The 20,471-nt window shown below is 69.7% G+C and carries 19 protein-coding genes and 1 pseudogene; 5 read left to right on the top strand and 15 right to left on the bottom strand.

What is annotated here, in order from left to right; genetic code table 11:
- Positions 1-220: 220 nt before the first annotated feature.
- Together FGD71_RS31270 and FGD71_RS31275 are read right to left on the bottom strand one after the other, a co-directional pair.
- Positions 221-679: pseudogene (locus tag FGD71_RS31270) on the bottom strand (hypothetical protein); the annotation flags it as partial.
- A gap of 214 nt (positions 680-893) precedes the next feature.
- Positions 894-1,412 carry a hypothetical protein gene (locus FGD71_RS31275; RefSeq protein WP_119103912.1) on the bottom strand — a complete coding sequence of 173 codons (519 nt, stop codon included), beginning with the start codon at positions 1,410-1,412 and terminating at the stop codon, positions 894-896.
- Between the two features lie 272 nt (positions 1,413-1,684).
- On the opposite strand from FGD71_RS31275, the gene FGD71_RS31280 reads away from it, so the two are divergent.
- Positions 1,685-2,227 (top strand): MOSC domain-containing protein, encoded by a 543-nt coding sequence (locus FGD71_RS31280; protein WP_181359311.1) that lies wholly within the window; start codon positions 1,685-1,687, stop codon positions 2,225-2,227.
- A 29-nt stretch (positions 2,228-2,256) separates the two neighbouring features.
- Here FGD71_RS31280 and FGD71_RS31285 read toward each other — a convergent pair whose 3' ends face one another.
- The 4 genes from FGD71_RS31285 to FGD71_RS31300 form a co-directional block, all read right to left on the bottom strand.
- Positions 2,257-3,162, bottom strand: coding sequence for an alpha/beta fold hydrolase (locus FGD71_RS31285; RefSeq protein ID WP_119103913.1), 906 nt, complete (start codon positions 3,160-3,162; stop codon positions 2,257-2,259).
- Positions 3,159-3,716: a HEAT repeat domain-containing protein gene (locus FGD71_RS31290; RefSeq protein ID WP_240436857.1), complete on the bottom strand. Its 558-nt coding sequence runs from the start codon at positions 3,714-3,716 to the stop codon at positions 3,159-3,161. The genes FGD71_RS31285 and FGD71_RS31290 overlap by 4 nt, the downstream gene beginning before the upstream one ends.
- A 130-nt stretch (positions 3,717-3,846) precedes the next feature.
- The gene (locus FGD71_RS31295; RefSeq protein WP_240436860.1) at positions 3,847-4,272 is read right to left on the bottom strand and encodes a DUF2267 domain-containing protein; all 426 of its coding nucleotides are present in this window, start codon (positions 4,270-4,272) and stop codon (positions 3,847-3,849) included.
- Positions 4,273-4,437: 165 nt separating this feature from the next.
- Positions 4,438-4,854, bottom strand: a complete 417-nt coding sequence (locus tag FGD71_RS31300; RefSeq protein WP_119103915.1) for an Hsp20/alpha crystallin family protein — start codon at positions 4,852-4,854, stop codon at positions 4,438-4,440.
- A 174-nt stretch (positions 4,855-5,028) separates the two neighbouring features.
- Here FGD71_RS31300 and FGD71_RS31305 point away from each other — a divergent pair, with 174 nt between their 5' ends.
- The gene (locus tag FGD71_RS31305) at positions 5,029-5,331 is read left to right on the top strand and encodes a hypothetical protein (RefSeq protein ID WP_119103916.1); all 303 of its coding nucleotides are present in this window, start codon (positions 5,029-5,031) and stop codon (positions 5,329-5,331) included.
- Positions 5,332-5,466: 135 nt separating this feature from the next.
- Here the strand turns inward: FGD71_RS31305 and FGD71_RS31310 are convergent, their stop codons facing one another.
- A complete protein-coding gene (locus tag FGD71_RS31310) occupies positions 5,467-6,420 on the bottom strand; it encodes a GlxA family transcriptional regulator (RefSeq protein ID WP_119103917.1) in 954 nt (317 codons plus the stop codon).
- A 185-nt stretch (positions 6,421-6,605) separates the two neighbouring features.
- Between FGD71_RS31310 and FGD71_RS31315 the strand changes: the two genes are divergently transcribed.
- The gene (locus FGD71_RS31315) at positions 6,606-7,076 is read left to right on the top strand and encodes a DUF2269 family protein (protein ID WP_119103933.1); all 471 of its coding nucleotides are present in this window, start codon (positions 6,606-6,608) and stop codon (positions 7,074-7,076) included.
- 18 nt (positions 7,077-7,094) lie between these two features.
- On the opposite strand, the gene FGD71_RS31320 is transcribed toward FGD71_RS31315, so the two are convergent.
- The 7 genes from FGD71_RS31320 to FGD71_RS31345 form a co-directional block, all read right to left on the bottom strand.
- Entirely contained in the window at positions 7,095-7,925 is an 831-nt protein-coding gene (locus FGD71_RS31320; protein WP_119103918.1) for an intradiol ring-cleavage dioxygenase, read from the bottom strand.
- A 130-nt stretch (positions 7,926-8,055) separates the two neighbouring features.
- Positions 8,056-8,229: a hypothetical protein gene (locus FGD71_RS47595; protein WP_162931276.1), complete on the bottom strand. Its 174-nt coding sequence runs from the start codon at positions 8,227-8,229 to the stop codon at positions 8,056-8,058.
- Positions 8,230-8,289: 60 nt separating this feature from the next.
- Positions 8,290-12,765, bottom strand: coding sequence for a golvesin C-terminal-like domain-containing protein (locus FGD71_RS31325; protein ID WP_140935987.1), 4,476 nt, complete (start codon positions 12,763-12,765; stop codon positions 8,290-8,292).
- Positions 12,766-12,937: 172 nt separating this feature from the next.
- Positions 12,938-13,603 carry a hypothetical protein gene (locus FGD71_RS31330; protein WP_140935988.1) on the bottom strand — a complete coding sequence of 222 codons (666 nt, stop codon included), beginning with the start codon at positions 13,601-13,603 and terminating at the stop codon, positions 12,938-12,940.
- 9 nt (positions 13,604-13,612) lie between these two features.
- Entirely contained in the window at positions 13,613-14,149 is a 537-nt protein-coding gene (locus FGD71_RS31335; RefSeq protein WP_240436858.1) for a hypothetical protein, read from the bottom strand.
- Between the two features lie 402 nt (positions 14,150-14,551).
- Positions 14,552-15,010 (bottom strand): hypothetical protein, encoded by a 459-nt coding sequence (locus FGD71_RS31340; RefSeq protein WP_119103922.1) that lies wholly within the window; start codon positions 15,008-15,010, stop codon positions 14,552-14,554.
- A gap of 48 nt (positions 15,011-15,058) precedes the next feature.
- Positions 15,059-16,090 carry a GlxA family transcriptional regulator gene (locus FGD71_RS31345; RefSeq protein ID WP_240436859.1) on the bottom strand — a complete coding sequence of 344 codons (1,032 nt, stop codon included), beginning with the start codon at positions 16,088-16,090 and terminating at the stop codon, positions 15,059-15,061.
- 71 nt (positions 16,091-16,161) lie between these two features.
- Between FGD71_RS31345 and FGD71_RS31350 the strand changes: the two genes are divergently transcribed.
- Positions 16,162-17,481 carry an MFS transporter gene (locus tag FGD71_RS31350; protein ID WP_119103924.1) on the top strand — a complete coding sequence of 440 codons (1,320 nt, stop codon included), beginning with the start codon at positions 16,162-16,164 and terminating at the stop codon, positions 17,479-17,481.
- Here the strand turns inward: FGD71_RS31350 and FGD71_RS31355 are convergent.
- On the bottom strand, positions 17,447-18,793 hold the full coding sequence (locus FGD71_RS31355; RefSeq protein WP_181359312.1) for a DUF445 domain-containing protein: 1,347 nt from the start codon (positions 18,791-18,793) through the stop codon (positions 17,447-17,449). The two genes, FGD71_RS31350 and FGD71_RS31355, sit on opposite strands and share 35 nt — an antisense overlap.
- Before the next feature lie 207 nt (positions 18,794-19,000).
- Here FGD71_RS31355 and FGD71_RS31360 point away from each other — a divergent pair, with 207 nt between their 5' ends.
- On the top strand, positions 19,001-20,320 hold the full coding sequence (locus FGD71_RS31360) for an SGNH/GDSL hydrolase family protein (RefSeq protein WP_119103935.1): 1,320 nt from the start codon (positions 19,001-19,003) through the stop codon (positions 20,318-20,320).
- Positions 20,321-20,471: the final 151 nt, after the last annotated feature.

The following is a 20,471-nucleotide window of genomic DNA, read 5'->3' on the forward strand; positions in this document are numbered from 1 at the left end:
CTGCCCTCGCCGTGCACCTGATGGCCCTGGTCGAGGCCGCGTTGTTCGGCCTGTGCGACGAATGGCCGTCTGCCGGCTGACTGACCGGCTGCACCGGCAACGCCGACTGCATCGTCAGTACGGTGTTCTGAACCGGCGCCGGGCTCTTCGCCCGCGCCGTGGTTCCGTTCCTGCCGACCCCGTTCCTGCCGACCCCGTTCCGGGCCCCGTTCCGGCCGACGGCGAAGACGAACAGGCGCAGCACCAGGAAACGCCCGATGCCGGCGAGCGCGGAGGCGCTGAGGTAGACGATCTGCTCGCAGAGCACCCCTGCCGACGGCTGCACCACGTGCAGGACGAGCATCGCCGCACAGGTCACCGCGTACGCGGCCGAGGCCGACCCGGCGGACTGGAGGTGCCGGCGCCATCCGGCACGCCCCCCGGCGCCGAAGGTGAAGCGTGCGTGGAGCTCCGTGCAGAGCAGGGTGGAGGCGACGGTGATCAGTGCGTTCGCCACCACCCAGGGCAGCAGCGTGGCCAGCAGTGCCACGGCGGCGCTGGAGGCGAACCCGACGCCGCCGCCGCAGAGTACGAACCGGGCGAAGGAGGCGAGCGGGCCGGGGGCGGCCGCGGCCGGGGTCTGGTGTACGCCGTCCAGGTTGGTCCCGCCCAGAGTGGTCCCGTCCAGGGCGGTGTCCATCCGCTCCGTGCGCCGTGTCTCGCGCGCCTTTCCCGGCTTCGACGAGAGCAGCGACTTCATGGGAGTTTTCCTTCCGGATGGAGGTTGTGAGCCTCTGGATCGGCTGAGTTGAACGATGCCGTGGCCCGCTCACCGGCACGAGGACGTACGCCCCCGAACTCGGGGTATGGCTGGCCCCACCGTGGGCCGGGGGCTAGTGGGGCTGAGCTGCGCGTCAGGCGAGGGACATCACGGTCAGGGCGAGGATCGAGGCGCCGAACACCACCGCGTGCCGGACGTTCTGGAGGGCGCCCACCCAGGAGGGGAAGCCGTTCTCGGCCGCCTTGAGGAGGGCCGGGACGTCGATGCGCGCGAGCATCGGGTCGCCCTTGCGAGCGAAGGCGGTCTGTACGGACTTCACGGCGGTCAACTGGCTGTGCAGGATGAGGCAGTTGCCGACGAGGACGATGGACTGGAAGACCCAGGTCAGGGTCTCGGCCCAGGGGCCGCCTGAGAGGTTGAGCGCGGCCACGGCCGCCATGACCGCGGCGACCGAGGCGGGGATCGCCGTCTCGTGGCCGCCGGCGTCGAACCGCATCCCGTTCTCGGTCAGGACGGTGGTCCGTATGCCCTGGCGCTCCAGCTCCGCCTCCGCGCCCGCCATCGCGGTGGGTCCGTAGCGGTGGCGTACCAGCGGGATGCTCAAGAAGGCCGTGGCGACGAGCAGCTGCAGTGCGGCAACGAAGGCGTTCATGGTCGGGTTCTCCTCCCCTGGCGGTGCCACTTCGGCGCCGGCTCCGGACTTGGGACTTGGGACTTGGGACTCGTTGCACTTAGTTCAAGTGGAGGCCGCAGCGCGACCTGAACTAAGTGCAACTCCAAGGTAGAGCATCGCTTGAACTAAGTGCAAGGGATTTCTTGAACTAAGTGCAAGGCGCGGCCGGTCGTCGGCCGAAGGGCCCCGACCGTGGGCCGGTCGAGGTTAGGCTCTTGGAAGATCGCGCCACTGAAGAGGGGGACCACATCATGACCGGGGCCGTGACGGCAGTCAGCAGCAACGGTGTGTACTCGTTCAGCAAGCCGAACCGGGACAGCATCACCTTGCTCGCCGGGCTCGGTGTGGAGGGGGACGTCCACGCGGGTGTGACGGTCAAGCACCGTTCGCGCATGGCGCAGGACCCCACTCAGCCGAACCTGCGCCAGGTCCACCTCATCCACGAGGAGCTCTTCGCCGAAGTGGGTGGAGCGGGGTTCCAGGTGGCGCCCGGCGAGCTCGGGGAGAACATCACGACCCGCGGCATCGACCTGCTCGGGCTGCCGGTCGGAACCCTGCTGCGCATCGGTGACGGCGCGGTGGTGGAGGTGACCGGCCTGCGCAACCCCTGCCTGCAGATCGACAACTTCCAGGACGGTCTGTTGAAGCAGGTCGTCGGCCGTGACGAAGCCGGGGCCCTCGTGCGCAAGGCCGGAATCATGGGCGTCGTGAAGGAGGGCGGTGTGGTGCGCCCCGGGGACGTGATCGACGTGAAGCTCCCGGACGAGCCGCATCGGCCGTTGGATCGGGTCTGATCTCCCTCCGACCGTCCACAAGCGCCGGTTCAAGAACTCCTGTGCCGGTTCAGGAACTCCCGTATCGCTTCGTGTAGTCGCTCCGGCTGGTCCAGGTGTACGTCATGGCCCGCGTCCTGAATCGTCTCGGTTGTCGTCGAGGACGTCGGGCGGCGGGATCGGTATCCGGTTTGGTCTCGGGTTCGGTGTCGGGTTTCCATCTCGGTCATCTCCGACGCCCGCATGGAGCCCTTCGCGCCGCGTAGGACGAGGGTCGGGCAGCGGACCTGCTCCCACTCGTCCCAGTACGCCCGTTCGGCGAGTTCCGCCACCGCGGCCACCATCGTGTCGCGGTCCACTCGGGCGTACCAGCCGTCGGGGCGTTGCTCCAGGCCGCGCGCCCAGGCCTCGTGGCCGAGGAACTCCTCCGCGTCGGCCAGGGACTTGAAGGGCAGCGGCCAGCCGTCCAGCCAGTTTCCGATTTCCTTGGGGAGGTCGGGGCTCGGTCCGGCCGGTCCCGCTTCGACGAGGATCAGGCCCTGGATCAGGTGAGGGTGGGCGGCCGCGGTGAGCAGGGCCGTGTGGCCGCCCAGGGATTGGCCGGCGATCGTCACGGGGGCCAGGGCGAGCTGCTCGATCACCGCGGTCACGTCGGTCACCGAGGACGCTCTCGTCATGTCCGGTGGGCGGCGCGTGCTCGCGCCGTGACCTCGGGCGTCGTACGTCACCACCCTGTGGCCGTCCGTCAGGAGGCGCTCCGTCAGGTCGTCCCACTCCCCCATGTGGCCGGCGAGGCCGTGCAGGAGGAGGAGTGGAGGGCGAGGGGCGTGCGTCGGGGGCGGCGGGTGGTGGTCGCGGTATGCCAGTCGGGTGCCGTCGGGGGTGGTGACGTGGCCGGTGGGGGCACGGCCGGGGTGGGTGGGGCCGGTCGGGGTGGGCGGCCGGGTAACTGTCATGACCTGCGGGTCGGTTGAGGGGCCGTTCGGCGGTGGATGGGGCCGCCGGGTGCGTACCAGCCGGCCTTCTTGCGGACGGCTGGGGACGGGTCGGCGTCGTGGGCGTGGGTGAGGGCATCGGCCGCTTCGGGGCAGGTGTGCACCCAGAGGCCGACCAGTTCGGCGGCCCTCGCGCGGACGTGGGCGTCGGGGTCGTGGTGCAGCATCCGGATGGCCCGCGGCAGGACCACCGCGCGGTCCGGGCTGCAGGCGTCGGTCTTGCATCGCTCGCAGGACAAGGCGTGCAGGGCCGCCACCCGCACTCCGGCGTCGGGGTCGTCGAGCACGGCGAACAGGTCGTCCAGGGCCTCCTCCACGAGGAGGTGGTCCAGCAGAGCGCAACACTGCTCGCGCACGCGGGGGTGGGTGTGCCGCAGGCCCTCCCGGATGGCGGGTACGGCGGACGGGCCGCGGCGGAGCAGGTCGCGGAAGACTGCGGGGCGCCGGGGTTCGCTGCCCAGCGCGTGTATCAGCGCCTGGAGTGGGGCGTCCTGCGGTGACTTCGCCATCGTCATGGTCCCTCTTTCCCGCCATGACGAGTCTGCGCGCCCGTTTTCACCGCCGACAACTCGTTTTTCCCGCCCGGCGGGGAGGGGAGGGAGGGGCACGGCCGGGCCGCCGCCCGCTCACGTCATGGGTGCCCGCTCACGTCATGGGTGCGAGTTCGGCTCGGCCGAACAGCAGGGCGTAACCGGACGGGAGTTGCCGCAGGACGCGGACCACCAGTTCGTCGCCCACGGTGGAGGCCAGGACGCTCAGGACGGAGCTGACGTCCCATCGGGCCGTTACCGGAGTGGCCCCTTCGATGCGGGCGGCCACGTCGTCCACGAACTCGGCGGCGGTCAGCTGCCGGGTGGCCGGTATCCGGGATGCGATGACTCGCGCCGCTTCCTCGGGCATTCGGCGCGCCAGGTCGACGCGTTCGTCGCCGACGACGTGGCCGCCGAGGGCGGACAGCACGATGCGGGCGATACGTTCCGCCTCCGCCGCGGTGGTGTACTGGCCGGATTCCCGTACGGCGTCGACGAAGCCTCCCCAGCTCGTCGTGCTCCGGGCGCCCGGCCTGGTCATGTTCGTTGCGTTCGCCGTGCTCATCGCGGTCGTCGCGCTCATCGCGCGTGTTCCTCCTCCGAGTTGGGCCCGGACATGGGCATAGGTATGGGAAGGGGTATGGGTATGGGTGTGCGCCCGCCCCGCCCCGCGGACGGGGCTGCGGGGCGGTACGGCGCAAGGGCGTCAGCCGGCGAGCTGCTTGCGGTCGCCGCCGCTGATCTGGATCCGGCGTGGCTTCGCGCGTTCGGCCACGGGGATGCGCAGCGTCAGGACTCCCGCGTCGTACGCAGCGTCGATGCGCTCCGTGTCGAGGGTGTCGCCGAGGAACAGCTGACGGGTGAACGTGCCGGTGGGACGCTCGGCGACGATCACGCCCGCGCCCTCGGGAGCGGGGGAACGGCGCTCGGCGCGTACGTTCAGCACGTTCTGCTCGACGTCCAGGTCGATCGACTCGGGGTCGATGCCGGGGAGGTCGAAGTGGACGATGAGGTCGTCGCCGGCCCGGTAGGCGTCCATCGGCATCGCCGCGGGGCGGGCGGAGTCGAAGACCTGCTGTGCGAGTCGGTCGAACTCGCGGAAGGGGTCGGTACGCATGAGCATCACGGGTCACTCCCTTCGTGCGGCACTGTGTGCGATGCCCTACGACTTCTTATATAGCGCGTGGGAGGAAAGTTGACAACCTTCGACTCACTTCTGGGCCTGGCCTCCCGATTCGTTAGCCTCGGTTCGTACGTACGCCCCAGACGTACGTACGAATCGGGAAGCGAGGCAGTGATGGCGAAGGTACCGGCCGCGGCGGTGGCGGCGAGCGGGCTCATCGGTGGGTACGGGGTCGCTCGCTGGACCAGGAAGCGGCAGCTCGGCGGGGCCGTGCTCGCCGTCGCCGGGGCCGCGGCGGCGCGGCAGTGGCGGCAGCAGGCGGGCGGGAAGGCCGCGGGGGCACTGACCGTCGGGTACGTCGCTGCCTTCGCCGGGTCTCATCCGCTGGCCAAGAAGGTGGGGGCCTGGCCCGCGGTGTTCGGGGCCGCCGGGGCCGTCGCGCTGGCCTCCTGGGCGGTCGCCGACCGGCGGGGCTGAGCCACTCAGCCACTCAGCCACTCAACCTCTCAGCCACGCAGCCGGGCAGCCACTGAACCACTCAGCGGCTGAACCACTCAGCCAATCAGCCACTCGCCCACCCACCCACTCACCACTCCCCCTCGCCCCCCACGGTCAGTCCGCAGTCGCGCCCTGGAACGCCCTCCGGTAAGCCTGCGGACTCGTACCCACCACCCTCTTGAAGCGGTCCCGGAACGCCGTCGGGGAGCCGAAGCCCGCCTGCGCGGCTATCCGTTCGACCGGGTGCGTGGTGGTCTCCAGGAGGTGCTGGGCACGGCGGACCCGCGCCCGGTGGAGCCATTGCAGGGGCGTCGTGCCCGTCTGTTCGCGGAAGCGGCGGTTGAGGGTACGGGCGCTGGTGCCGGCCTGGGCGGCGATGTCGTCCAGGGTCAGCTCGTGCTCGGCGTTCTCCTCCAGCCAGCGCAGGAGGGGTTCCATCGTGGCGCCGGCCGGGGCCGGAGGCTGCGCGTGGATGATGAACTGGGCCTGCCCGCCCTCCCGTTCCAAGGGCATGACCGAGAGACGGGCCGCGTCCGCGGCGACGGCCGAGCCGTAGTCCTTGCGGATCATGTGCAGACACATGTCGAGCGCGGCGGCGGAGCCCGCCGAGGTGAGGAACTGGCCGTTGTCCACGTAGAGGACGTTGGGGTCGACCGTCACGGCCGGATACATGTCCGCCAGATACGGGGCGGCGATCCAGTGGGTGGTCGCCCGCAGCCCGTCCAGGAGACCGGTCGCGGCGAAGATGAACGCGCCCACGCAGACGGAGGCGATACGGGTGCCGTTCGCGGCGGCGGCGCGCAACGCCTCGGCCACACCGGGCGGCAGCGGGACGCTGGGCTCGGCGACGCCGGGCAGGATGATCGTGTCGGCCTCGGCCAGGGCCTCCAGACCGTACGGCGCCCGCAGCCTGAACGAGATCGCGCCCACCTCCTCCTCCGCCGCACAGACCCGCACCCGGTAGGCGTCCCGGCCGTCCGGCAGCCGGGCGCGCGAGAACGTGTCGATCGGTGCGGAGAGGTCGAAGGGGATGACCTGGTCCAGGGCGAGTACGGCCACGGTGTGCATGGCGAAAGAGTAGGCAGGGAACGGGTTCTGGCCAACGGGCGGTAGTCGGCCGCGACTGGTTCAACGCCACATGATCCATGACCACCACGTGGCGAGAAGCCATGGCGAGAGGCCTGGCGAGAATCCGTTGACCTATGGCAATACCGCCGCTTCTACGCGATCCCGTCGCCGCCTACCGTCCCTTCGTGACCAAGTTCCTTCTCGCCGTCCACGTCATCGCCGCGATCATCGCCATCGGGCCCGTCACCGTGGCCGCCAGCATGTTCCCGCCGAGCGCGCGCCGTGCCCTCGCCGAGCCGCACGACCCGCGAGCGGTGGAGACCGTACGTCTGCTGCACCGGATCTGCCGGGTCTACGCCACCGTCGGCGTCGTCGTCCCCGTCTTCGGCTTCGCCACGGCCGGCACCATGGGCGTGCTCGGCGACGCCTGGCTGATCGTCTCCATCGCCCTGACCGCACTCGCGGCCGTCGTCCTCGTCGCCGTGGTCCTGCCCCGGCAGACCGCGCTCCTCGAAGGGGCGGAGGCGGGTGAGGGCGCCGAGACCGGCAAGCGCCTCACCGCTCAACTGGCCATGTCCACAGGCATCTTCAACCTGCTCTGGGCCACCGTCACCATCCTCATGATCATCCGCCCGGGTTCCACCACGGGCGCCTGACCCGGCGAAAGGGTCTCGTCACACGGGCACCGTGAGGGTAGCCGTGTACCCCTTCTCAACGCTGCCTTCCACCGTGGCCATCTGCTGGTCGTAGCCGTCGCTGAAGATGTTGTCGGTGTCCAGGGACAGCTGACTCAGGTTCTGGACACTGCGCTCGTAGCCGTCCGTCGCGTACACGACGTCGCAGACCTTCTCCGGGAGGGCGAGTTGCGAGGTGGACGTGATGGACGTGGCGTTGGTGCCGTCTTCGAGACTGCCGTAGACCTCGAAGTGGATGTGGGGCCATCGTCCGCTGTAACAGGCCGGGAAGATGCTCGTGAACGTGACCTGGCCCTTGGCGTCGGCCTCCTGGACGCCGCGCAGGTAGTTCTCCTCGGTGACGCCCTCGGAGTAGAGGGAGTAGTTGCCGTCCCGGTCGCAGTGCCACAGGTAGACCGCCGCGCCCTCCTTCGGGGTGCCGCAGCCCGAGGCGGCGTCGACGACGGTGAGGGTGATGGTCAGCGGAACGCCCTCCGCCTTCCCGCTCGCGGAGCCGAAGCTGGAGGTGATGTCCTTGCGGACCACGCCGGATTCCTTCAGGACGTTCACGCCGTTGGAGCCGTCACCGGGGTACGGGCCGGCCGTCTCGCCCGGGATGGTTTCGCAGCTCGCGTCGGAGGTTCCCGAGGAGGACGACGACGAGGACGAGGAGCTGGACGAGGAAGAGGACGCGGTGTCCGAGTCCTCGCCCGAGCAACCCACCAGGGGGACCAAGGACGCGCCGGCCAGCAGCCGGATCATCTTGCGGCGTTGAAGGGTGGGGAGGTCGAAGGAGAGACCTCTGTCGTGGTCGTGGATTTCCTCGCGCATGGCTGCTCACCTTTGTTCTCTCTGTGTCGCCCGCTGGATTCGAGTGACACTAAGGGCGCTCGCTGTGGAGCATCCACGAGAAACCTGTGAGGTTCCTGAGCCAGGGCCCTCGTACGCCTACAAGGGTGGTTCAGGGAGTCACGAAGGCGACGAACAGGGCGAGGGGCAGAAGCACCGTGCCGGCGGCCATCAGCCAGCCCACCTTCCATGACGTCTTGTCACCGACTTTGACGCACAGCAGCGTCACCAGGCCGAGATAGAGGAACAGCGGCAATCCGACGATGACAGTCGCGCCAGACCCCATGATGGATTCCTTTCCGTGCGGTACCGGGGCCGCCGTGCGGCGGCCCCGGTGTGGTGCGGTTTACGGCGTGATGTTCTCGGCGAATCGAGCGGTCGGGTCGTCGCAGTGCGCGACATCGCCCGGACGCTCACCCGGGCCGTCACCGATGACCGGAACGGGCGCGCTGATCTGCCAGGGGTTGCCGCCACTGCCCCGCTCGGTGGCACTGCACGATCCGTACGCGTGGCCGTTGCCGGCTGGGAGGTTGGAGAAGTTCTTCCAGTCGCCCAGCTTGATCCTGCTGTTCGACGGACGGCCGAGGTTGTCGGTCATCTTGTCGTCGATGTAGAGGTACAGGTCCGGCATGTAGCTCTGGTAGACGATGCCGTTGGCCGGGACCGCGTCACGGTTGTCGCTCTTGTGCGTCGGCTTGACGCTGCCGTTCGCACAGAACGCGGCCGCGATGTCCTGCCAGATCGGCGGAGCGTTGCCGATCATGCTGCCGAAGGCGTTGTTGCCGCCGTCGTTCTTGAAGAACATCGAGTAGACCTCCCCGGCGAAGTTCCGGACACCGATGTTGGTCTCCGTATGCCCCTTCACCTTGTCCACCCACGCCTTGACATTGTTGTTGACGTGCTTGTTCGCGACCATCGGCCGGTAGCCGTGGACGCCGCCGCCGACGGCACGGAAGTCCACACACGTGTTGTCCGAGTTCACGCGCGCGCCCCGGAAGTGCGGGAAGTACGCCTGGCCCGGGGTGTCACCGTCCGTGTACGGGCGCACGCGCTGATCGCGGCCGAACTCGAGGGCGTCGTACGTGGTGTAGTCGATGTTCGGCGCCGTGATCCCGTAGTCCGACTCGATCGCCTTGATGATGTCGGTCACGAAGTGCGGCAGGTGGGCGTTGCCGACGCGGACCCGGTAGCCCGCCGACTCACTTCCGGAGACGATCTTCCCGGTGGAGTTGTCGACGATGAAGCTCACGTCGACCTCGCTCTTGATCTTGTAGCTGTTGTCACCCTTCAGCGCGACGCTCGCGGGCTGCGACGAGTCCGGCCGCTGGTTGGACATGGCCATCCACACCGGGATCGACATGGCGGGCGCCGAGCCGTCCGACCGTGGCGTCTGGCCGCCGGCCTTGATGTCCTCGTACCACTTCTTGGCCGCGTCGTAGGTGTTCTGGCCACTGCACTCACCCACCGCTGTCACGGTGGGACAGCGGGCCGCGCCCGTGATGCCCATGACATCGGCGTTGTCGGGGTTCTGCCAGAACGGACCCTTGTACGCCAGACCCATGCCCCAGTCGTACAGCGTCTTCATGGTGCGCAGCGGTGTGTTCAACTCCTCCGGCATGTTGGAGTTGAGGTTCTGGTTCGGGTCGAAGATCGCCGCGGCGGTCAGGCTCCGCTCGACGAACTTGCCGTTGATCGGCTCGACCGCGATCGCGTCGTAGGCGATGTCCTTGTCGCCGGTTCCGTCCGGGGTGATGGTCGACAACGACACCTTGGGCTTGCCGTCGAACATGAACCCGCCGATGGACACCCACCGGTTCTTGCTGCCGTTCTGGTTCACCACCCGGGTCTTGACGCCCTTGGAGGTGTGGACCTTGTACGCGGCGTACTTGGCCTGCGCTCCGTGGTCGGGCAGGTGGACCCAGATCTTCGCCGGACCGGTGACGGCCTTGTCCAGCGTCCACGACCCGGTCATCTTCAGCCGCTGGCCCTTGGCGTCGTCCGCGCGGGTGTGGCCGAAGTAGAAGTGGCCGCCGAAGCCGGCGCCGAGCTGGTGCAGGTCGACCTTGGAGGGCCACACCTTGGAGATGGTCTGGCCGTCGTGGGCCAGGCCCGCCTCGCCTTCACCGAAGTCGAGGCTGAAGCTGCCCTCGTTGTGCCAGGCGGCGTTGGCGCAGTTCGGCCGGATCGACGGGGTGCCCTGGGGCACATCGTCGACGATCATCGCCTTGTCGGGCAGTCCGGTGCGCAGACAGGTGGGCGGGTAGGCCGTGCCGTCCGCCTGCTCGGCGTCGAAGTCGGGCGAGGTGAAGCGGAAGAACTCGTTGCCGCACTCGTAGGCGCAGTCCGTCTTCCACTGGACCGACTGGTTGAACCAGCACTTGAAGTCGGCGTGGGTGCAGGGGCCTTGTCCGGCCTCGTTGCTCGTGCCGTCACCGATCTTCGAGGGCTCGCACCAGTTGTAGGGGCCGCAGAAGAGGTCCTCCGGCGGCTTCACGCGGGCGCGGTTGTACTTCGCGGAGCCCTTGATGGTGGCGTCCCCGTCGGTGCCGTTCCACCAGGCGGCGCGGAACGCGGGCACCATCGTGCCGGGTGACTCCAGGAACGCCGGCGGGTGCGCGGCGAAACCGAGGACCTTCTCGGGGTAGGGCCAGTGCTGCGGGCGGGCGGCGGCGGAGGCGTCCTCGTTGCCGAGGCGGTCCTCCATGAACGGGGTACGGCCCGCGTCCCACTCGGGGTTGGCGGGGTTGTTGGCCCAGCCGACGCCCCAGGGGCCGTTGCCGTTGACGTTCTCGTAGAAGCCGCTGTTGTAGGCCCACAGGGCGAAGAACCAGTTCTCCAGACGGTTGGGGTTGCCGTCGTGGACGGCGAGCCCGGCCTTCCTGGTCGTGTTCCACTTGTCGACCAGGATCTGCAGGCCGGCCGCGACGTTGGCCGCGTAGTCCAGGGCGACGGCGCGCTGCTTCTGGTAGTCCCAGGCGGTGCCGCCCTTGCCGTGCTCACGCCCGGCCAGCCGCATGTGGTCGGTGACCTGGGTGATGCCGTAGCCGCAGTCGGCTTCCGACCAGTCGACGTCCCAGTCGTTGTCGGTGTTGCCGTCGTAGTAGTCGATGCCGTAGTAGTTCCCGATCAGCGGGCTGCCCGTCACGCCGGGCACCGCGGAGCGGTTGGCCTGCCACATGTTCGACTCCTGCGCGGTGATGCCGAGCATCACCTGCGCGGGAACGCGGCCGCCGCCTTCGAGCGCGGGGTTGGTGAAGAGGGTCTGCGGCGCGTAGGCGGGCATGCCCAGGTACTTCCAGTTCGCCGGGCGTGAGGCACCGAGGTTCAGCTTCCCGGTGATCGCCTTGTTGACGGCCCACTCGACCTGGCGCGGCTTGGGCTGCATCGCCTGGTTGCGCGGATCGTTGCGCGGCACGGAACAGGTGCGCTCCGACTCCACGATCTCGGTGCGGGTGCCGGCCACGTCGTCCGCGTCCGCGGGCGCGGCCAGCGGGCGCGTCCCAGCGGAGTTCGTCCGCATCCCGCCGCCCGCATCGGCCCTGCTCGTGCCCTTGCTCGTGCCCGTGGGCTTGCCCAGCAGGGGGGACGGGGTGCGGGAGGTCTCCCACTGCGGGGACTTGGCCTTGAGCGGGGTCACGGTGAAGTCGGCCCGCTCCTTGGTCTCGCGGACCGTCGCGGTGATGTCGACGACGCGCGCGTCGGTGGCCTTGTCGGGGTGCAGGTACTTCGGCGAGCCCTTGCCGTCCGCCCAGCGGGTGTGCTGGACGACGGTGGCGCCCTTGGTGGAGAGCGTGGCGTCCTTGCGGGTCCCGGCCAGCCGCGTGACCGCCTTCGGCAGACTCTTCGCGGTCTTGACCTCACCGGTCAGGTAGACGTGTCCGCCACGCCGCGTCAGGCCGGTGGCACCGAGCGGTCCCGAGCCCAGCTGCGACACCTTCTTGTCCGCCACGCGGCGCACCAGCGCGGTCTCCCGCTGCCGGAGACTGTCACGCTGCACGCGCTCCAGGAACACGTACCCACCGTCGCTGTCCTTGCTGACGCGGTAGGGCACGGTGTCTGTCGTCGCGAGCTTCTTCTTGGCGCCCTTGCCGTCGATCTCGACGAGGGTGCGACCGGCTGCCGCGGCGATCTTCCCTCCGCCGGCCGGGACGGAGGAGGTGATCTGGCCGTCCACCGCCACCGGGGAGCTCAGCGCGCCCGTGGCGGCATCCAGGCGGATCAGGCGGGTCTGCTTCTTGTCCTCACCCGGAGACTGCGTCAGCACGGCCTCCTCACCGGTGCCGCAGCCGGGGTTGTAGTACGACAGCGACGCGTTGACCTTCAGCTTCGTCACCGCGCCGGTGGCCAGATCGACCACGGCCGTGAACCCGCCGCGCGCCATCAGGTTCGGGTTGTTGGTGAACGTGCGCGGTGCGTACACGACGACGGCGCGCTTGCCGGAGCCCGTCACACACGCGTTGCCGATCCACTGGTCCGCGTCGAACCCGGGCTCGGCCAGGGAGGCCAGGGTCTTCCACGCATAACCGCTCTTCTCCGTCGCGGTCAGCAGATGGAAGCCCTGGGCATCGCCGGTGGTGGTCCAGGCGATGTCGGCCGATTTCTTGTAGTCCTCACCGAGGATGTCGGTGCGCTCGCCCGCGGGGACCGAGTCCGGCGTGGGCTTCTCCGACTTCGCCGACCCTGCCGACGCCGCCGCCGAGGACATCGCCTCGCTGCTCCGCGCGGAGGCGTCGGCCCAGGCGGTGCCCTGAACCAGCCCCGTCAGCATCCCGCCGGCCGCCAACACGGCCAGCGACGCCTGTGTTCGTCTTCGTAACCTCAACGTCTGTCCTTCTGACTGGAGGGTGTCCCTCGCGCCTGTTTCGCGGCACGAGTCGACCCGCCCCGGCAGACACAGAGCTTCAAGGCACAGGGCATCGACGCACAGAGCGTCGAGGCACAGCGCCTGTCGGGGCGGGAGTTGGAGAGATGGGGGTGGGCAGGCCGGTGCCGGGTTATCGCGCGGCAGGCCGCCGTGTGATGTCGACGACCGTCGCCGTGGGCTCGGTCGGTACCGGAGCGCCGTCGCGGTCGGCGAAGAGAAGGCCGCCGCCGCCTTGCGCCTCGGGCGCGAGCCGGTCGGCCCGGAACTTTCCTTCGGCCGAGAATCCCCCGGGTCCGGTCACACGGACCGTCACCTCGTAGTCCGCCGGGCCGTCTCCGTGGTTGGTGATGGCCGCGGCGACCCAGACGCCCAACTGCTGCGGCGTCGCTTTCAGCCGTACGTCGCGAGCGACGGCCCCATGCGAGCCGGGTTTGCCGGCGGCCGCCGGATCAGCCGCCGCGTGCGCGGCCGGACTCTGAGGCGACTTACTGGAATCCGGCTTCCCGTCCGTGCTTTTCGCTCGGCCGGCGCTCGACGCCGACTCCGGCGCCGCGGTCCCCCCGGGTGGTGCGGGCGTCGCTCGCTTCGCGGGCGTCGCGGTGAGCGCCGCCGCACTGGCTGACGTCCTCGCCGCCGTCGTGGCCCGCGCATCAGCTCCCTCGTTCCCCCTGTTCCCGTCGTCCCCCTCGTTCCAGACGAAGGCCCAGGCGAGAACAGTGCCGAGGCACAAGGGCAGTACGACAGACAGGACGCGTACGCGCAGAGGCCGCCCTGTGCGGCGATGGTTCGTCATCATGCGGCAGATCTAGTTGCAGGCACCGACGGTGATGACGTGGTCGACGACCACCCTGCCCGACATCTTCATGTACGAGTAGACATCGCCGCAGTAGCCCTTTTTCTGACGGACGGGGCCCGCGTAGGTCGAGAAGGTGCCGAAGTCCTCGTCGTCCGCCGTGGCGGTGTAGTTGTCGCTGAGGCGGATGCCCATGGACTGCGCCGAGCCGGTCTCGTTGTGCAGGACGCCGCAGGTCGGCTTGTCGTAGTAGTTCGGTCCGGTCGTGGTTCCGTTCGTGTACACGTACACGGTGGCGTAGCGGCGCGCGTCGGGAAGACGCTCGGCGACGATGATCTTCGTGTACCCGGCGCCGCACACGGTGGCCGCGGCGGCGGCCGCCTGCGGGTTGCTCTCCACGATGCTCTTGGTCTTCGCCGAGGCCTTGGCGGCCAGCGTGACCTTCGCCGTCGGCCCGTCGACCGCCGACGCCTGCGGGGCGGCCAGACCGAAGGCCGACATCGCGACCGCGGCGACGGCACAAGCGGCCGCTCTCTTGGTGATGGACATACGGATCCCCTCCCAGTACTGCACATACGGATGGGGGGGCAGCTCGGGCGACCCGAGCTCAACCCCCGCTTCGTACAGGACACCTGAGTTCCCGTCAGCGAAGCCGTCACAACTTATGCACAGTTCCCACACAAAGGGAAAGGTTCACACCAATCAGGGAGAGGTGGACTGTAAAGCGCTTTCCATGATCCGTAGCGAGGAGTACTGAGCGGTAGTCAGAGATGTGCGGTTCTGTCGCATCTCCTCCCCGCGCGTTTCCTTACGGAAAGTGAATCGTGTGACTCCAGTCATATGACGAGCGGGACCCCTGTCATGGGCGTCCCGCTCCGTCAGAGAACCGCTGTTCCCGGTCATTTGGCCAGTTTCTTCCCGCGCCGAGGAGAGGGCCGCGGCGCGCACGGACTAGCGATGGGCGTAGATCAAGCCGTCCATCGAGTCGCCCGTGTCCTGGCGGAACCGGCGCGCCACCGAGGTCGCGACCATCACCCCTGCCGCGATCAGCAGCGTGCAGAACGCCCAGGTCAGGGACCACGGGGACGCGTCCGCTTCGGGGTGGGTGCGGAAGGAGACGTACATGAGCGTCGCCGGAGGTGCCGCCACCAGCAGGAGCGGCCAGGCCAGGGCGTCCCGGCGGCCGAAATAGGCGGCCAGGAGGAGCAGGGTCACGGCGAGGAGCGCGACGCCGAGACCGGTCACCGGGGTCGTCTCGCTCGTGGAGCCCGGCGACTCGACACGGTTGCGCAGATCCCAGGGGAGGCAGAGGAGGTAGGCCGCCGAGGACAGGGCGGCGCCCAGCAGGCGCGTCAGCCAGCGTTCCGTCCAGGGGCGGTCCGAAAGGTGTCCCATCAGCTTCTCGGTCATGGGTTCGAGGGTTCCCTGGCGCCTGCGGAGCCGACAGAGTACGCGTACTCAGATCCGCGTACTCAGATCCCCTCGGGTCCCCCTGGGTGGTACGACGGAGCCGCGGAACGTCGCCCGGTACGTACCCGGCGACACCCCCAGCGTCGCCTGGAAGTGCTGCCGCAGGGACGCGCCGGTGCCGAAGCCCGCCTCCGCCGCGATGCGGTCGACCGTGTGGTCGGTCTGTTCCAGCAGCTCACGGGCCCGGTCGACGCGGCGCTGGGTGATCCACTGCATGGGCGTGAGGCCGGTCTCCTCGCGGAAGCGGCGGCTGTAGGTACGCACGCTCATCGAGTCCCGCGCGGCCAGGTCGCGCAGGGTCAGCGGATCCCCCAGCCTGGCCAGCGCCCAGGCGCGTGAGGCGGAGGTGGTCGACCCCGTCAACTGCGCGTCCGGAACCGGGCGTTGGATGTACTGCGCCTGTCCGCCCTCCCGGTGCGGCGGTACGACGGTACGGCGGGCCACGGCCGCGGCGACCGCCGAACCGTGGTCCCGGCGGATCATGTGCAGGCACAGATCGATGCCGGCCGCCTCTCCCGCCGAGGTCAGCACCCGGCCCTCGTCGACGTACAGGACGTCGGGGTCCACGGTCACCGCGGGGAAGGTGCGCGCGAATTGGTCCGACGACAGCCAGTGCGTGGTCGCCCGCAGGCCGTCCAGCAGCCCGGCCGCCGCGAGCACGAACGCGCCCGTGCAGATCGAGGCGACGCGCGCGTCACGGGCGGAGTCCAGCGCCGCGGCCAGCCCCTCGTCCAGGCCGCCGGGCTTCAGGTCCTCGTCCTGTTCGTGCGTGGACGGGACGATCACCGTGTCGGCCGACGCAAGGGCCTCCGGTCCGTGCGGCGCGTAGATCGGGAAGTCCGCGTCCGTACGGATCATGCCGGGCGTGACGGCGCAGGTCAGGATCGTGTAGAGCGGCCTGCCCGACCGTGTGGTCGCGTTGCCGAACAGCTGGTGGGCCAGGCCCAGTTCCATCGGAAGGACCCCGTTCCGGACGAGCACCGCCACACGGTGCGTCGTCTGGTCCCGGACACGGCTCATGGCTAGATTCTTGCACATCATGGCCATCTGGCCACTCGTTGCGGTGCCGGCGAAAGCGGAGGGTCGAGGTCATGACCAGTCACCGCCACCGCACCCCCTGGATCGTCGCGACCGCCGCCGCCCTCGCCATCGTCACCTCCGGCGCCTTCACCACGCTCGCCGGGCTGCTCGTCGGGCCGTTGCACGAGGAGTTCGGGTGGTCGCGGGGCACGATCGGGCTCGGGACGTTCGTGAACATGGCGCTGTACGGGGCGACGGCGCCGTTCGCCGCCGCGCTGATGGACCGGTTCGGGATGCGGCGCGTCGCGGCCGGGGCGCTGGCGCTGGTCGCGACGGGTGCCGGGCTCGCCACGACGATGACACTGTCCGCCCAGTTCGTCCTGTACTGGGGCGTGTTCGTGGGGCTCGGCACGGGTGCCACGGCGACGGCGTTCGCGGCCACGGTCACCGAGCGGTGGTTCGTGGCGCGGCGCGGCCTGGTGACGGGTCTGCTGACGGCGGCGAGCGTGGTGGGGCAGTTCGTGTTCCTGCCGGTACTGTCGGAGGTCATCGACGCACACGGCTGGCGGGCCGCCGCGCTCGCCCTGGCCGTGGCGGCCGCGGCCACTCTGCCCCTCGTATGGCTGCTGATGCGGGACCATCCGGCGGACGTGCGGCAACTCCCCTACGGCGCGACGGAGTTCGTACCGAAGCCGAGGCCCGTGCCCGGTGCCGTCCGGCGTGCGTTCCGGGTCCTCGCCCGTTCCGCCCGCACGGCGCCCTTCTGGCTCCTCACCGGCACGTTCGCCGTCTGCGGGGCCTCCACCAACGGCGTCATGTGGACCCATTTCGCGCCCGCCGCGCACGACCACGGGATGTCGGTGACCGTCGCCGCCTCGCTGCTGTCGCTCATCGGGATCTTCAACGTCGCCGGGACGGTCGCCTCCGGACTGCTGACCGACCGCGTCGACGCGCGCCGGCTGCTCGCCACGTACTACGCCCTGCGCGGCCTCACCCTCGTCGCGCTGCCGCTGCTCCTCACCGCGACCGTCGGGCCGCCCCTCGTCACCTTCGTCATCGTCTTCGGGCTGCTCGACGTGGCGACGGTCCCGCCGACCCTCGCGCTGTGCCGCGCGCACTACGGACCCGACGCGCCCGTGGTGTTCGGCTGGGTCGGCGCCGCCCACCAACTGGGCGCCGGCCTGGTCGCGTTCCTCGGCGGCACGGCCCGGGACGCCTTCGGGTCGTACGACTTCGTGTGGGTGGCGGCGGGAGCGCTGTGCGCGACGGGGGCGCTGATGGCGCTCACGATCAGGTGGCCGGATCGGGCCGCAGCCGCCGAAGCTGGAGGAAGAGGATCCGAAGCTGGAGAGCCGGTCACGCCCCCAGCGCCCGCGACACCGTATAGATGACCAGTCCCGCCAGCGAGCCCACCACCGTGCCGTTGATCCGGATGAACTGCAGGTCGCGGCCGATGTGCGCCTCGATCTTCCTGGTGGTGTGCTCCGGGTCCCAGCCCGCGACCGTGTCCGTGATGAGGGAGGTGATCTCGTCCCGGTACGTCGTCACGACGTACACGGCCGCGCCCTCGACCCAGCCGTCGACCTTGGACTGGAGCTTCGGGTCGACGGACATCCGCGCGCCGAGCGAGAGCAGCGACGCCCGTACGCGCAGCCTCAGTTCGCTGCGCTCGTCCTCGGCGGCGGCCACGATCATCTGCCGTACGGCGGACCAGGCGGAGGCGATGAGGTCCTGCACCTCGCCCCGGCCGAGGACGTCGCGCTTGAGGTTCTCCACGCGCGTGCGAGTGTCGGTGTCGGACTGGAGGTCGGAGGCGAAGTCGGTGAGGAAGCGGTCGAGGGCGCCACGGGCCGGGTGGGCGGGCATGTCGCGCATCTCACTGACGAAGCGGAGCAGCTCCTTGTAGACGCGCTCGCTGACCTTCCTGTCGACGTACCGCGGGGTCCAGCCGGGGGCGCCGCCCGTCACCGCGTCCATCACCTGGTCGTCGTGGAGCACCAGCCAGTCGTGGGCGCGTACGCAGATCAGGTCGACGACGCGTTTGTGGCCGCCGTCCGCGACGACCTTCTCCAGCATCTTTCCTATGCCGGGCGCGATCTCCTGGGCGTCGGCGCGACGGTTGATGGCCTCGCCGACGACGGCCTGCACGTCGGAGTCGCGCAGCACGGCGAGGGCGCCCCTGAGGGCGGTGGCCAGTTCCGCCGTCACCCGGTCGGCGTGCTCCGGATGGGCCAGCCAGGTGCCGAGGCGGCTGCCGATGCCGACGGCGCGCAGGCGTCCGCGTACGACCTCCTTGGAGAGGAAGTTCTCGCCGACGAACTCCCCCAGGGAGATGCCGAGCTGGTCCTTCTTGGTCGGGATGATCGCGGTGTGCGGGATGGGCAGGCCGAGGGGGCGGCGGAAGAGGGCGGTGACGGCGAACCAGTCGGCGAGCGCGCCGACCATGCCGGCCTCGGCGGCCGCCGCGACATAGCCCGCCCAGGCTCCCGCTCCGGAGCTGCCGGCGACCTTGGCGAGGACGTAGACGACCGCGACCAGGAGCAGCATTCCGGTGGCGGTGACCTTCATACGGCGGACGCCGCGGCGCTTCTCCTCGTCCGCGGGGCTGTAGTAGCCCATGGCACGGTTACTGGCGGAGACCGGCCGGGCATGCTGCTCTACAACATCCACTTCGCCCATTTCATCCGCTTTCGTGCGTTCCATCCACTCCACCTGTCCGCATATCCCGTACCCATTGTCCCTTTCCTACTTCTTTCCTGACTGACTCATGGAACGGAACAGGAGTTCCCTGCGTCTGTCCGGTCGGGGGAGTTCAAGGGGGTCCTGTCGGGTTCCTCCCGCGTCATACCCCATCATGGGGTCATCACATCGGAGCCTCGGGCTCCCACTGCTCGAGGAGACATGCACCGCATGACCAGGCGTCACGGTTATGCCCTGCTTTCCGCGATCGTCGCCATGATCGTGGCTATTTCCGCCGCCATATACGTCGGAGTCGCGTCCGACGACGGCGATGCCCGGAACACGCTGGCCAGCGGCAGCACACCACACAACTCGGCGGCGCCCGCGTCCGCCGCCATCTGGGTCGGCGCCTGGTCGGCGTCGCCCGTCGGGGCCGAGCCCGGCACCGAGACGAACGGCATGGCCGGCCGCTCGGTACGCAACGTCGTGCACGCGGGCGTGGGGGGCACCGCGGCACGCATCACGCTCTCGAACCTGTACGGACAGCAGCCGCTCAACATCACACACGCGTCGATCGCCGTGGCGGCCTCCGCGAACAACGCGGCCGCCGCCGCCGACACCATGCGCCGCCTCACCTTCGGCGGCAGCAGCTCGGTGATCGTCCCGGCCGGCCAGCAGGTGGTCAGCGATGCCGTGCGGGTGCTGATCCCGCATGACACGGACATCCTGGTGACCACGTACTCGCCCACGTCGTCGGGTTCCGTCACCTACCACCCGCAGGCGCGGCAGATCTCCTACGCCGCGCAGGGCGACCGCACGGAGGACGTGAGCGGGGCCGCGTACACCGAGCAGACGCCGTACTGGCGCTATCTGACGGCGGTGGACGTGCTGAGCAACGAGTCCCAGGGCACGGTCGTCGTGATCGGCGACTCGCTCACCGACGGCGTGAGCTCGACCACGGGCGAGAACCGCCGCTGGACGGACGTCCTCACCGACCGGCTGCGCGAGAACCGGAGCGCGCCCCGCTACAGCGTGGTCAACCAGGGCATCAGCGGCAACCGCGTCCTGACCAGCGGCATCGGCCGTCCCGCCGAGAACCCGAGCGGCCTGACCCGCTTCGACCGCGACGTCCTCGGCCGCACCAGCGTCAAGGCCGTCGTCGTCGTGCTCGGCGTCAATGACATCCTGCGCACCCCGCACCAGACCGACGCCGGCAAGATCACCGCCGGACTGCGCGCCCTGAAGGAGCAGGCCCACGCCCGCGGCCTGCGCGTCATCGGCGCGACCCTCATGCCCTTCCAGGGCCACCGGGGCTTCCAGCCCGACCTCGAGGCCACCCGCCAGGCCGTCAACGCCCTGATCCGCTCCGGCAAGGTCTTCGACGACTACGTCGACTTCGACAAGGCCCTCCGCGACCCCTACGACCCCCGCCGTCTCCGCCCCGAGTACGACTCGGGCGACCACCTCCACCCCAGCGACAAGGGGTACGAGCAGATGGCCGAGACCTTCGACCTGAGCACCCTGAAGGGGACGGCACCGGCGCAGCTGTGACCACCCGGGGTGTCGTCTGTGATCAAGACGACACCCCGACGACCCCCCTGGCTCCTACCGGGCTCCTGGGGCCTGTCCGGCGGATCATGCCGACCCCAGCTGACGGCGCCTGATAAGCACGGGTGAGCGGGGTCTGGTGCGTGCAGCTGCA

It is taken from the genome of Streptomyces sporangiiformans (genome assembly GCF_005768555.2).
GTDB classification, from domain to species: domain Bacteria; phylum Actinomycetota; class Actinomycetes; order Streptomycetales; family Streptomycetaceae; genus Streptomyces; species Streptomyces sporangiiformans.